The sequence below is a fragment of the Microbispora sp. KK1-11 genome, assembly GCF_006874435.1.
Taxonomy (GTDB): Bacteria; Actinomycetota; Actinomycetes; order Streptosporangiales; family Streptosporangiaceae; genus Microbispora; species Microbispora catharanthi.
In genome coordinates this window covers 168,743-182,032 of sequence record NZ_VIRJ01000011.1, presented here as the reverse complement: position 1 = coordinate 182,032, position 13,290 = coordinate 168,743, and the positions used below count along the sequence as shown (strand labels likewise).

General features: G+C 70.5%; 12 protein-coding genes. 4 read left to right on the top strand and 8 right to left on the bottom strand.

The features are described 5' to 3' along the window. The gene (locus tag FLW16_RS18195; protein WP_142561283.1) at positions 1–2,415 is read right to left on the bottom strand and encodes an FAD-dependent oxidoreductase; all 2,415 of its coding nucleotides are present in this window, start codon (positions 2,413–2,415) and stop codon (positions 1–3) included. A 72-nt stretch (positions 2,416–2,487) separates the two neighbouring features. Between FLW16_RS18195 and FLW16_RS18190 the strand changes: the two genes are divergently transcribed. Both FLW16_RS18190 and FLW16_RS18185 read left to right on the top strand, forming a co-directional pair. Next, the gene (locus FLW16_RS18190; RefSeq protein ID WP_142561282.1) at positions 2,488–3,405 is read left to right on the top strand and encodes a choline kinase family protein; all 918 of its coding nucleotides are present in this window, start codon (positions 2,488–2,490) and stop codon (positions 3,403–3,405) included. Positions 3,406–3,416: 11 nt separating this feature from the next. Continuing rightward, positions 3,417–4,976, top strand: coding sequence for an amino acid permease (locus FLW16_RS18185; protein WP_142561281.1), 1,560 nt, complete (start codon positions 3,417–3,419; stop codon positions 4,974–4,976). A 12-nt stretch (positions 4,977–4,988) separates the two neighbouring features. On the opposite strand, the gene lipB is transcribed toward FLW16_RS18185, so the two are convergent. From lipB to FLW16_RS18155, 6 genes are all read right to left on the bottom strand, one after another. Then, positions 4,989–5,642, bottom strand: a complete 654-nt coding sequence (gene lipB, locus FLW16_RS18180; protein WP_142561280.1) for a lipoyl(octanoyl) transferase LipB — start codon at positions 5,640–5,642, stop codon at positions 4,989–4,991. 51 nt (positions 5,643–5,693) lie between these two features. After that, entirely contained in the window at positions 5,694–5,909 is a 216-nt protein-coding gene (locus tag FLW16_RS18175; RefSeq protein WP_030510798.1) for a PspC domain-containing protein, read from the bottom strand. A gap of 105 nt (positions 5,910–6,014) precedes the next feature. Continuing rightward, positions 6,015–6,812: an ABC transporter ATP-binding protein gene (locus tag FLW16_RS18170; RefSeq protein ID WP_142561279.1), complete on the bottom strand. Its 798-nt coding sequence runs from the start codon at positions 6,810–6,812 to the stop codon at positions 6,015–6,017. Continuing rightward, positions 6,809–7,867: an iron chelate uptake ABC transporter family permease subunit gene (locus FLW16_RS18165; protein WP_142561362.1), complete on the bottom strand. Its 1,059-nt coding sequence runs from the start codon at positions 7,865–7,867 to the stop codon at positions 6,809–6,811. Before FLW16_RS18165 ends, FLW16_RS18170 begins: the two co-directional genes overlap by 4 nt. A gap of 2 nt (positions 7,868–7,869) precedes the next feature. Continuing rightward, complete coding sequence (locus FLW16_RS18160) at positions 7,870–8,904, bottom strand: iron ABC transporter permease (protein ID WP_142561278.1); 1,035 nt, start codon at positions 8,902–8,904, stop codon at positions 7,870–7,872. A 39-nt stretch (positions 8,905–8,943) separates the two neighbouring features. Next, positions 8,944–9,999: an ABC transporter substrate-binding protein gene (locus FLW16_RS18155; protein WP_142561277.1), complete on the bottom strand. Its 1,056-nt coding sequence runs from the start codon at positions 9,997–9,999 to the stop codon at positions 8,944–8,946. Positions 10,000–10,199: 200 nt separating this feature from the next. Here FLW16_RS18155 and FLW16_RS18150 point away from each other — a divergent pair, with 200 nt between their 5' ends. Together FLW16_RS18150 and rho are read left to right on the top strand one after the other, a co-directional pair. After that, on the top strand, positions 10,200–10,778 hold the full coding sequence (locus tag FLW16_RS18150) for a hypothetical protein (protein ID WP_142561276.1): 579 nt from the start codon (positions 10,200–10,202) through the stop codon (positions 10,776–10,778). A 303-nt stretch (positions 10,779–11,081) separates the two neighbouring features. Then, the gene (gene rho, locus FLW16_RS18145) at positions 11,082–12,224 is read left to right on the top strand and encodes a transcription termination factor Rho (RefSeq protein ID WP_142561275.1); all 1,143 of its coding nucleotides are present in this window, start codon (positions 11,082–11,084) and stop codon (positions 12,222–12,224) included. Here the strand turns inward: rho and FLW16_RS18140 are convergent. After that, positions 12,221–13,096, bottom strand: a complete 876-nt coding sequence (locus FLW16_RS18140) for an aldehyde dehydrogenase (protein WP_142561274.1) — start codon at positions 13,094–13,096, stop codon at positions 12,221–12,223. The genes rho and FLW16_RS18140 overlap by 4 nt on opposite strands. Positions 13,097–13,290 lie beyond the last annotated feature (194 nt).

Genomic DNA, 13,290 nt, shown 5'->3' with positions numbered 1-13,290 from the left:
TCACCTACCGGCCGCCGCCCAGGGCTCGGCCTTGACGCGGGAGCCGTCCGGGTCGTAGAGCGGCTCACGGGTGACGGCGGCGCCCACGCGGCGGCCGTTGACGCCGATCTCCACCCTGCCGCCGATCTCCACCTCCACGGGCAGGTAGGCGTACGCGATCGAGCGGCCGACCCGGTGGCCGAAGCCGCCGCTGGTCACGCGGGAGACCGGACGGCCGTCCAGCCGGACGGGCTCGCCGCCCAGGCAGACGTCACGCTCGTCGTCGAGCACCAGGCAGCGCAGCGCCGTACGGGGACGTGGCAGGGCGGCCCGGCGCTCCGGCCGTACGGCGAAGCCGAGCCCGGCCTCCAGCGGGGTGGTCTCGGGCGTGACGTCGAGGCCCCAGACGCGGTAGCCCTTCTCCAGCCGCAGCGAGTCGAGCGCGCGGTAGCCCGCCGGCCGCATGCCGTGCGGCAGGCCCGCCTCCAGGAGGGAGTCCCACAACGTCAGCCCGTACTCGGACGGGCAGTAGAGCTCCCAGCCGAACTCGCCCACGAACGTGACCCGCTGGGCGAGCACAGGGACGTGCCCCACGCTGATCTCGGCGGCCCGCAGATAGCCGAAGGTCAGATCGTCGTCGGTCAGCGACGCCAGAATCTCGTACGCGCGAGGCCCCCACAGGCAGTAGCACGCGTAGGCGGAGGTGACGTCGGCGACCGCGAGCCCGTGACGGCGCAGCAGCGCGGCGTCGTGGACCCCGAACGCGGTGCCGGTGACGAGGCGGAACCGGTCCTCCGCCAGCCGGGTCACGGTCACGTCCGCCTCGATGCCGCCGCGCCGGTCGAGCAACTGGGTGTAGACGACCGAGCCGACCGGCCGGTCCAGCGTGTTGCCCGCGAGCCGTTCCAGGTCAGCGACGGATCCGGATATTTCCAGCTTGGCGAAGGACGTCTGGTCGAACAGCCCTGCGGCGTCCCGCGTCGCCAGGCACTCCTCGCGAATCGCCGGAGACCAGACCCGGCCCGCCCAGCCCCTCGGCCGTGCCACGTCCTCATCCGCGGTGGGCGGATACCAGTTGACCCGCTCCCAGCCGGCCTTCTCGCCGAAGGACGCGCCCAGCGCCTCGTGCCGCACCCAGGCGGGCGAACGGCGCAGTGGCCGGGCGGCGGTGCGCTCCTCACCGGGATAGACGATGTCGTAGTACGTGCTGTAGGAGTCCAGGGCCCTGGCGCGGGCCCAGCGCGCGGATCGGGCGTGCCCGCCGAAGCGGCGGACGTCCATGCCGAAGACGTCGTACTCCGGAGCGCCCTCGACGATCCACTCCGCCATGACCTTGCCCACACCGCCGGCGGCGGCCAGGCCGTGCACGCAGAAGCCGGCCGCCACCCAGAGCCCGGCGACCGCGGTCTCCCCAAGCAGGAACTCCCCGTCGGGCGTGAACGCCTCGGGTCCGTGCACGACCTTGCGGAACGCCGCCGGGTCGTCGCCGTCCCCGACCGGCTTCAGTGACGGCACCCGCCGGACCGCCGAGTCCCACGACTCGCGGAACTTCGGCATGTCGGGCGTGAAGAGGGTGCGGGGTTCGGACAGCGGCCGGGCGGTGTCCCAGACCTGCGGGCTCCTGATGTAGCCGCCCACGAGGATGCCGCCGTCCTCCTCGCGGAAGTACACGATGTTGTCCGGGTCCCGGACGGTCGGCGTGTCCGCCGGGACGCCGGACGCCGGGGTCACCACGTACTGGTGCTTGATCGGCACGATCGGGATGTCGGCCCCGGCCATCCGGCCGACCACCCCGGCCGCCGCCCCCGCCGCGTTGACGACGGTCTCCGTGCGCACGACGTGCTCGCCGTCCCCACCGTGCACCCGTACGGCGGTCACGCGGCCGTCGTGGACGTCGATGCCGGTGACCTCCACTCCGGTGAAGATCCGTACGCCGAGCCTGCGGGCGCCCTCCGCCAGGGCGTGACCGAGCCGGGCCGGGTCGAGCCACCCGTCCCCGGGCAGCCACAGCGACCCGAGGACGTCGCCCACCTCGAGCAGCGGCAGCCGGTCGAGCGTGCCCCGGGGGTCGAGCACCTCCAGGTCGAGCCCGTACGTCTCTGCGGCTCCGGCCTGGCGCAGCAGTTCCTCCATGCGCTCGGGGGTGGTGGCCAGGCGCAGGCCGCCCACGCCGTGCCAGCCAGGATCGAGCCCGGTCAGCTCGCGCAACTCCGGGTAGAGACCGGCCGAGTACATGATCATCCGGGTCTGCGTGACGGTGGACCTGAGCTGGCCGACGAAGCCGGCGGAGTGCCAGGTCGTGCCCTCGGTGAGGTCGTGCCGCTCGACCAGGATCACGCCGGTCCAGCCGAGCCGGGCGAGGTGATAGGCGACGCTGCATCCGGCCACTCCGCCGCCGATGACGACGGCGCGGGCGTCTGCGGGAAGTTGCGACATCGGTACCGTCCTGTAACACCCGGCCCAGACAATCGGATCAATGGTCTGAAGGTAGACCAAAAGGAGCCGGGCATGCCAGATCCCGTCGCAGACGCAATGGATCTCGTCACGGCCTGGGCCGGCCGGCCGCTGACCTTCACGACGATCAAGGGCGGGCTCAGCCACCACATCGCCAGGGTCGACAGCGAGGACGGCGACCGCTGGCTCCTGCGGGTGCTCGACCCGCGCATCGCCGAGACCGGACTCGGCATCCCGCTCGACCGGGAGATCGCCAACACGGTCGCCGCGGCGTCGTCCGGGATCGGTCCCCGCGTCGTCCACGTGCTGCCGGGCGTCCTCCTCCTGGAGTACGTCGAGGGGGTCACCCTCGACGCTCCGGCCGTGGCCGCGCGGATCGAGGAGGTGGCGGACGCCTGCCGCCGCCTGCACGCCGGCCCCCGCTTCGGCAACGACTTCTCGATCTTCGACAAGCTCCGCGAGTATGTGGCGCGCTGCCGCGCCCACGGCCTGGCCCTCCCCGCCGGGTACGAGGACGTGCTGCCGGCCGTGATCGGCATCGAGGAGGCGCTGGCCCGGCGCCCGCTTCCCACGGTTCCCTGCCACAACGACCTGCTGGCGGAGAACCTGATCGCGACCCGCGACGGCGTCCGGATCGTCGACTACCAGCTCTCCGGCAACAACGACCCCTGTTTCGAGCTGGGGGACGTCGCCGCCGAGTCCGACTTCGACCCCGACCAGGTCGTACGGCTCACGCGGGCCTATTTCGGCGACGACGAGCACGTCCCCCGGGTGCGACTCAACCTGATCATGTCCAACCTCACCTGGACGCTCTGGTTCGTCATCCACAAGGGGCTGGTCCGCGATGGGGCCCTGCCCGGATTCGACTACTCCGCCGAGGCCGCCGACAAGTTCGCCCAAGCCGTACGCGACCTCGGGGATCCACGCTTCGGACGCCTGCTCGACGGCGTCCGGAAACTCCGCACCGGTTAGAGGAGGCCTCAGTGGCGCAAGCCCTCGACGACGACGCCAAACGACTAGCGGAACTCGGCTACAAGCAGGAACTGGCCCGCACCTGGAGCGGGTTCTCCAACTTCGCGATCTCCTTCTCCATCATCTCGATCCTGGCCGGGTGTTTCACCACCTTCAGCCAGGCGTGGAACAACGGCGGGCCCCTTGCGATCTCGGTCGGCTGGCCGCTGATCTCGGCGTTCATCCTGATCATCGGGTTCTGCATGGCGGAGCTGGTCTCCGCGTACCCGACGGCGGGCGGCATCTACTGGTGGGCCGCGAAGCTGGGCGGGCCGGTCCACGGCTGGTTCACCGGCTGGCTCAATCTGATCGGCCTGATCGCGGTGACCGCGTCGGTCGACTACGGCTGCGCGACGTTCCTGAACATCACGATCGGCCGGTTCAGCGACTCCTGGGCGAACGGCAACGCGCTGCAGCAGACGTTCCTGCTGTTCGCGATCGTCCTGGTGCTGCACGCGTTGATCAACATCTTCAGCCACCGCCTGATCTCACTGCTGCAGAACGTCTCGGTGTGGTGGCACGTGTTCGGCGCGGCGGCCGTCGTGCTGATCCTGATCTTCGGCCCGTCGAAGCACCAGAGCGTGGGCTTCCTGTTCGAGACGTTCAACCACTCCGGTTTCGGCGACGGCGACTCGGGCCCGGCGTTCTGGCTGTACGTGCTGCCGCTGGGCTTCCTGCTCACGCAGTACACGATCACCGGCTTCGACGCCTGCGCCCACGTGTCGGAGGAGACCCACGGCGCGGCCCGCACCGCGGCCAAGGGCCTGTGGCAGTCGATCTTCTACTCCGCGATCGGCGGCTGGATCCTGCTGCTGTCGTTCCTGTTCGCGGCCACGAACGTGGGCGCCGTCGACGCCGAGGGCGGCTTCGTCGGGGCCATCTTCACCTCGTCGCTGTCGTCCACCCTCGCCACCGTCATCTTCGGCATCTCCACGGTCGGGCAGTTCTTCTGCGGCATGAGCTGCGTGACCTCGATGTCGCGGATGACGTACGCGTTCTCCCGCGACGGCGCGGTGCCGGGCTGGCGGCTGTGGTCGAAGGTCGACCGCAACCGCACGCCGGTCAACGCGATCATCGGCGGTTGCGGGGGCGCGCTGCTGATCACGCTGCCCGCGCTCTACGCGCCCGAGGGCACGACGACCCCCGTGGCGTTCCTCGCCGTGGTGTCCATCGCGGTGATCGGGCTCTACCTCGCGTTTCTCATCCCGATCTGGCTGCGCCTGCGCGCCGGGGACTCCTTCCAGCCCGGGCCGTGGACCCTTGGACGCAAGTACAAGGCGCTGTCCTGGATCGCCGTGATCGAGATCGCGATCATCTCGATCTACTTCATCCTGCCCATCGCCCCCGCGGGCGTCCCGGGCAACAAGGACTTCGCCTGGACGTCGGTGAACTACGCCCCCATCGCCGTGGGCGCCGTGCTCGTCGGCATCGCCCTGTGGTGGCACCTGTCGGCCAAGCACTGGTTCGCCGGGCCCCGCCGCACCGTCGACGACGTCGGCGACGGTGTCGGCGAGCCCGAGCCCGTCGCCTGACCCCCTAGAAACTCACGAGCCAGGAACTCCCGAGGCCTCGAACGCCTCCGCGACGACTCGGCGGGTCTCCTCCATGGAGGCCCGCCCGAGCTCGTGGGCGATCGAGGTCATCTCCACGTCGGGCATCCCGCAGGGGACCGCGAGGTCCCACGGCGTGAGGTCGCCGTCCACGTTGAGCGCGAAGCCGTGGCTGGTGACCGACCGGCTCGACCGCATGCCGATCGAGACGATCTTCCGCCCGGTGTCCCGGGTCCACACGCCCGTGAGCAGCTCCGACCCGGGCGGGGTGTCGCGCCGCTCGGCCGGGACACCGAGCCTGCCCAGCGCCTCGACCAGCCGCAGCTCGACCTCGCGGATGTAGTCGACCACGCCCTCGCCGGCCCGCAGCTTCACGATGAGATAGCCGACGAGCTGCCCGGGCCCGTGATAGGTGAGCTGGCCGCCGCGGCCGGTCGGCACCACGGGGATGCCGGCCGACGGGTCGGGCAGGTGGGTCTCCAGAGTCCGCTTGCCGACCGTGAAGACCGGCGGGTGGCTGAGCAGCCACAACGTGTCGGGCCGCGCGTCGTCCTGCCGTTCCTCGACGAGCGCGGCCATGCGCTCCATGGCCTTCTCGTAGTCGACCAGGTCGTCCTGGACCAGCGTCAGGGGCCGTTGCCGCATCATCGCTCACCTCTCCTGATGTGAGCATAAACGGGCCCGCGCGATGCGTGGCGTCTACCTGCGCCCGTACGAGTAGTCGTAGCCCGGGGCGGAGGCGGCCGGGGCCTTGGGGAACAGCACCCACATGATGAGGTAGGCCACGAACTGCGGACCGGGCAGAATGCAGGACAGCAGGAACAGCACCCGCACGACCGTCGGCGACATGCCGTACCGGTCCGCGATCCCTCCGCAGACGCCAGCGATGATCTTGTGCTGTCTCGATCGGTACATCGATCGGCTCCTTTCGTCATCCGGTTCAACGGACGGCCATGGACATCACGTTCCACGAGGAACCCTGAGAAAACCCCGAGCCCTCAACCCTGAGATCACAGGGACCTATCCGCGCTGCCAGGGCGCGCCCGGAACGACCAGCGGGCCGCCCGTGACCGGGTCCGGCACGACGACCGACGTCAGTCCGAAGACCTCCTGGACCAGATCGGCGGTGATGATGTCGCTCGGTGCGCCCTGGGCGACGATGCGTCCCGCCTTCATGGCGATGAGGTGGTCGGCGTAGCGGGCGGCCTGGTTGAGGTCGTGCAGGACGACGACGACGGTCCGGCCGCGCTCGCGGTTGAGCTGCCTGACCAGGTCGAGCACCTCGACCTGGTGCGCGATGTCGAGGTAGGTCGTCGGCTCGTCGAGCAGCAGGAGGCCGGTGTCCTGGGCGAGGGCCATCGCGATCCAGGCCCGCTGCCGCTGGCCGCCGGACAGCTCGTCGACCGGCCGCTCCGCGAGATCGCCGGTCGCGGTGCGGTCCATCGCCTCGCCGACGGCCTTCTCGTCCGCCTCCGTCCACTGCTGCCACCACTTGTGGTGTGGCTGCCGCCCGCGGGTCACCAGTTCGGAGACCGTGATCCCCTCCGGCGGCACCGGGGTCTGCGGCAGCAGCCCGATCTCCTGGGCGACTCGTCTGGTGGGGATGCGGGCCAGCTCGGTGCCGTCCAGCAGGACCGAGCCGCGCCGCGGCTTGAGCAGCCGGCCCAACGCGCGCAGGAGGGTGGACTTGCCGCACGCATTGGGCCCGATGATGACGGTGACCCGCCCGTCCGGGATCTCCAGGTCGAGGCCGTCCACGACCGTGCGGTCCTCGTACGTGAGCACGAGCCCTTCGGCCCTCAGGCGGTTGCCGGTCATGCGGTGCCTCCGGAACGGCTGCGAGTGCGGACGATCAGCCACATCAGATACGGGGCGCCCACCGCCGCGGTGAACACGCCGACCGGCAGCTCGATCGGCGAGAACAGCCTGCGGGCCAGCAGATCCGCGACGGTCACGATCAGGGCGCCGGTCAGCGCGGAGCCGACCAGGGGGATGTGCGCGGTGCGGGTGAGGCGGCGGGCGATCTGCGGAGCGAGCAGCGCGACGAAGTCGACCGGGCCTGCCGCGGCCGTCGCCATCGACGCCAGGACGACGCCGAGGACGGTCAGGCACAGGCGGACCCGGCCGAGCCGTACGCCGAGAGCGGTCGCCGTGTCGTCGTCGAACGACACCGTGCGCTGGGCCCGGGCCGCCCAGAACAGCGCCGGCGTCAGCACGAGCAGGACCGAGGCGAGCGGTGCGGCGTGGTCGTAGCCGCGGCCGTTGAGCGATCCGGTGAGCCAGACCTTGGCCTGCTGGGCCACCAGGTAGTCGCCCTTGGTGAGGAGCAGCTGTGTCAGGGAGCCGAGGGCCACCGAGATGCCGATGCCGATGAGCACGAAGCGGGCGGCGTGCAGTCCCCTGCGCCAGGCGAAGACGTAGACCAGCGAAGCGGCGGCCAGGCCGCCGAGGATCGAGACGTACGGCAGGGTGCTGTGCGCGGTGACGCCGAAGGTCATCGCGGCGACGGTCGCCGCGCCTGCGCCCTGTGTCACACCGATCACGTCCGGACTGGCGAGCGGGTTGCGGGCCACGGTCTGGATGAACGATCCTGCGACGCCGAAGGCGGCGCCGGCGAGCAGCCCGACCACGAGGCGGGGCATCCGCAGGGTGCCGACCACGAACTCGTCGGGGCTCGGCTGCCCCGCGAGCACGCGGACGACCTCCCCGGGACCGACGAAGGACTCACCGACGCACAGATAGACGACGGCGGTCACCGCGAGCACCGCGCCCAGCAGGATGGCCACGAGGGTCGCCCTGCGGTGCAGCAGGAAGCTGCCCCGCCCCGCGCGCAGGACGGAAAAGCCCGTGGGGCGCGTGGGGCTTTCGGGCATCGTCACGCCGCCACCACCGCCTTCCTGCGCACCAGTGCGATCAGGAACGGCACGCCGAGCAGCGCGGTCATGACGGCCACCGGCACCTCCGAGGGCGGGAAGACGATGCGGCCGAGGACGTCCGCGACCAGGAGCATCACGGGACCGAGCAGGGCCGCCGCGGGAAGGACCCAGCGGTGATCGGTGCCCACGAGAGCCCGCGCGATGTGCGGGACGGCCAGGCCGGTGAAGGCGATCGGACCGGCGGCGGCGACCGCGACGCCGGTCAGGACGGTGGCGCCGAGGCCTCCGAGGATCCGCAGCAGGGGAACGTTGTGGCCGAGCCCCTTGGCCACGTCCTCCCCGAGCGCGAGCGCGTCGAGTCCCCGGGCCATCGCGGCGACCAGCAGCAGCCCCGCGAGGAGGAACGGCCAGGTCTGACCGGCGATCTCAGCGCTACGGCCGCTGATCGAGCCGACATGCCAGAACCGGAACTCGTCCAGGGCCTCGGCGTCGGTCGTCGTGATGCCGGAGACCACGGAGGCGAGCAGGGCGTTCATCGCGGTGCCGGCCAGGGCGAGCTTGACCGGGGTGGCGCCGCCGCGCCCGCCGCTGGCGATGACGTAGACCGCGACCGCCGCGATCCCCGCGCCCGCGAAGGCGAACCACACATAACCGCTCAGCGAGTGCACTCCGAGGAACGCGATCGCGCACACCACGCCCACCGAGGCGCCCTGGCTGACTCCCAGGATGCCGGGCTCGGCGATGGGGTTACGGGTGATGCCCTGCATGACCGTGCCGGCCACGGCGAGGGCGACGCCGACCATCACCCCGATCAGGGTGCGAGGCACCCGCAACGACCGTACGACCTGGGCGTCGTCGCTGCCGCCGCCGTGCACCCCACCGTGTATCAGGGCGTCCACCACCACACTCGGCGCGATCTGGCGGCTGCCTGCCGCGAGGCTGAGCAGCACGGCGAGGACCAGCAGTCCGGCGAGGACCAGCAGGAGCGCGCCCCCGGCCGTCGGGCCGATGCGGCGTCGGGTGGCACGGGACATTCGTTCGCTTTCTCGGAGCCGGGGAGGGACCGCGTGCGCCTATCCGGCGAGGTACCTCTCCAGATCCCCGACGACCTCCATGGCGGCGGTGACACCGAGGCCGAGATACCAGGTCTCGTCCGGGACCTCGTAGGCGTGCCCGGCCTTGACCGCCTTGAGGTTCTTCCACAGCGGATTGCCCTGGACCGCCGACTTGTCGGTGGCCTTCGGATCGCCGTAGACACCGGTGAAGATGACGTCCGCGTCCGCCTGGTCGATGTTCTCCGCGCTCACCTCGGCGGCGAGGTCGGGGATGTTCTGGTTGGCCGGGCGCGGGACGCCGGCGTCCTGGAGGATGGTGCCGATGAAGGAGGCGTTGGCGTAGAGGCGGATCACGCCGTCGGGCAGGAAACGCACCATCGAGACGACGGGCTTGTCGTCGCCCAGCTTCGCGCCGAGGTCCTTCACCTTGCGGTCGTACTCGGCGAGTTTCGCCTTGGCCTCCTCGGTCTTGTCGAGGGCCGCCGCGTTGAGGAGGTAGTTCTCCTTCCAGGTGAAGCCGGGACGGATGGAGAAAACGGTCGGGGCGATCTTCGACAGCTCGTCGTACTGCTCGGCGGCGCGCAACTGGCTGCCGAGGATCAGGTCCGGGCGCAGCCCGGCGATCGCCTCCAGGTTGAGGTTGTTGATGGTGCCGACGTTCTTCGGGGTGCCGGCGTCCTGCTTCAGGTAGGACGGCAGTTCGGGAGAGCCCTCGCTGGGCGCGAAGCCGACCGGCTTGACGCCCAGGGACACGACGTTGTCGAGCTCTCCGACATCCAGGACGACGACCCGCGTGGGCGGGGCCTTGATCTCGGTCGTGCCCATGGCGTGGGTGACGGTGCGCGGCCACTCGCCCGGCTTGGCGTCGGTGCCCATCGCGGCGGTCTTCTCCGCGGCGGTGCCGAAGTCCGCGCCGCCCTTGGCGACGGCCTTCTTGGCGGCCTCGGCGGCGGGCGCGCCGGAGCCGGAGCCGCTACCGGCGCCGGTGCCGGAGGATGCGCCGCAGGCAGCCAGTGAGAGTGCGACCGCGACGGCGCCGATACCGAGACCGATACCGCGGTGCCGGAGAAACATACAGGGCTCCCTGCCGAGACAGTGATTAGGTAAGCCTTACCTTATAGGGATCTCGCCTTGTTGCATCAAGCCCGAAAAGTGTGGTTATGGTCACTGAAGTCGTCCAGCCCGCCGGGTCGTCGATTCAGTGGCGTCTCGTTGGTGATCTTCTTCGGGAAGAGGGCATATAGGGAGGCAAAAGACCGTCCTTGGAGTCTCATATGGATATAGCGACCCTGCAGGCACAGACCCGCCTGTACCTGCGCCAGAAAATCACCATGATGGTGAACAGGTATGTCGTCCATGTGGCTCTCCCCGACGGTTCGGAAGGCGAGGCCGTGGCCTTCGCCGAGCAGAAGCGGATGGCGCTCAAGGAGCAGGTGACGCTCTACACCGACGAGTCCCGGCAGGCGACGCTGGCCGGGTTCAAGGCGCGCAAGGTCCTCGACCTCGCGGGTGAGTACGACGTGGTGGACGACACGGGGAACCCCATCGGGACGTTCCGCAAGGATTTCGGCCGGTCGCTGCTCCGCTCGACCTGGCACCTCCAGCAGCCGGGACTGCCGACGCTGACCGGGCGGGAGCTGCGCCTGGCGGTCGCCCTGCTGCGCCGGTTCTCCGATTCGCTGGAGTGGCTGCCGTACCACTTCGACTTCAGCATCGGCGCCTCGATCGCGTTCTCGGTGGACCGCAGGTGGGGCCTGCGCGACCGGTACGCCATCGAGATCCGCGACCCGCGCCTCGACCGCCGCCTGGTCATCGCCATGGCCGTGGCGCTCGACGCCCTCCAGGCCCGATAGCTCTCGAGGGAATTGCCACATCAAGTGAGCCTGTTATAGTCAGCGACAAGCCGTATGGTTCTGGCTCCGCGGTCCGACCGCCAGTGACACCGTCAGTGACACTGATGAGCCCATACGCGCACAGCACGCCTGGTCGGCTTTCATCGTCCTCCTGAACGAGACGCTGCGCCGGGAGGAACCTCCGAGCCTCGCGAAGCCCGCTCCGCCGGTCCTTCGCCGCGGTCCTCGCCTCCTCCCGCTCCGCTCCCGCCTTTCCCCGCCAGTCCCATCAGCATGAACTCTCATCGATACCCAAGGAGCCCCATGACCACCAGCACTCTCAGCGTTCCCAAGCCGCGCAGCGTTTCCCGCACCACGCCGGCCCGAACGAAGAACACCCGAACCACCGAGGTCACCGGCCTGCTCGACAGGTCGGGCAGGAACACGGTCATCCGTACGAACGGCTACCTGCCCGGCTCGAAGGACGTGACCGTCCCGGCCGCGCTCGCGGACGCGCTCGACCTGCGCCGCGGCGACCACGTCCGCGGCATCGCCCAGAACGGCACGCTCACCGCCGTCACGGTCGTCAACGGCGCGCCCGTGGACACCGCGCGGCCGCACTTCGCCGACCTCGTGCCGATCTACCCCGACGAGCCGCTGCGCCTGGAGACGACGCGCAACGTGCTGGCCACGCGGGTCATCGACCTGTTCGCGCCGATCGGCAAGGGCCAGCGCGGCCTGATCGTCGCCCCGCCGAAGGCCGGCAAGACGATGTTCCTCAAGGCCATCGCGAACGCCATCACGACCAACCACCCCGAATGCCACCTCATCGTCGTCCTGGTGGACGAGCGGCCCGAGGAGGTCACGGACATGCGCGAGTCGGTCCGGGCCGAGGTGGTCGCCTCGACCTTCGACCGTGCGCCGCAGGACCACATCACCGCGGCCGAACTCGCCGTCGAGCGGGCCAAGCGGCTCGTGGAGACGGGCCGTGACGTGGTCGTGCTCATCGACTCGATCACCCGCCTCGGCCGGGCGTACAACATGGCCGCGCCGAGCGGCGGGCGCCTGCTGACGGGCGGAATGGACGCCGGGGCCCTGCACCAGCCCAAGAAGGTGCTCGGCGCCGCCCGCAACATCGAGGACGGCGGCTCGCTCACGATCATCGCCACCGCGCTGGTCGAGACCGGCTCGAAGATGGACGACAACCTCTTCGAGGAGTTCAAGAGCACCGGCAACATGGAACTGAAGCTGAGCCGGAGCCTGGCCGACCGCCGCGTCTTCCCCGCCGTCGACGTCGTCGCCTCCGGCACGCGCCGCGAGGAACTGCTGCTCCACCCCGCGGAGCAGCCGCTGATCTGGCGGCTGCGCCGGGCGTTGCAGGACCAGGAGGGGTTCGAACGCTTCCTCGGCTCGATGAAGAACACCGGCTCGAACGCCGAACTCCTCCTGGCCCTGGCGAAGGGCTAGATCCCGATCGGATGCCAGACGGTCTTGGTCTCCAGGAACGCCGTCATCCGCTCGATGCCGGGGTCGGCGAGCCAGTCCACGCGATCGGCCGGCGGCCGGAGCACCCGCTTGAGGTTCTCCGCGGCCAGTTCCTCACACGTGACCGCCAGCTCGGGGTCGGCGCCCGTCAGGTCGATGCCGTTGACGTCCATGTGGCCAGCGAGCCAGGGAGCGATCTCGGCGGCCGAGCCGGTGAGGATGTTCACCACCCCGCCCGGCAGGTCGGAGGTCGCCAGCACCTCGGCCAGCGTGATCGCCGGCAGCGGCGCGCCCTCGGAGGCGACCACCACACAGGTGTTGCCGGTCACGATCACCGGCGCGATCACACTGACCAGTCCCAGCAGCGGTCCCGCCGGCGGGGCCACCACCGCGACCACGCCGGTCGGCTCCGGGCTCGACAGGTTGAAGTACGGCCCGGCCACCGGATTGGCCGACCCGAGGACCGCGCCGATCTTGTCGGACCAGCCCGCGTACCAGACCAGCCGGTCCACCGCGGCGTCCACCAGCTCGCCCGCCTTCTTCGCGGAGACACCGTCGGCGTCGGCGACCTCGGCGGCGAACTGGGCGCGACGGCCCTCCAGCATCTCGGCGATCCGGTACAGGATCTGGCCCCTGTTGTACGCCGTGGCCCCCGACCAGCCGGAGAACGCCTTCCGCGCGGCCGAGACCGCGTCCCTGGCGTCCTTGCGCGAGGCCCTGGCCGCGTTGGCGAGGAAGTCGCCCTTGGAGGAGGTCACGACATACGACCTTCCGCTCTCCGAACGCGGGAACGCGCCGCCGATGAACAGCTTGTACGTCTTGCGCACGCTCAACCGTTCGGTGCGCTCACTCATCGAAGGTTCCAATCTCCAGAGGACGGGCCGGCTGATAGGTCTGGCCGCACCGGCACACGCCGCCGCGGTGCGCGAACCAGCCGTGCCGTACGGCGAAGCGACGGGAGCGGCGGCCCCGGGAGAAGCCCTCGCCGGCCCCCGCGCGGGCCCGGCGGACCAGGCGACGGCGCTGCCCGTCGTCGCACCTGCCGAGC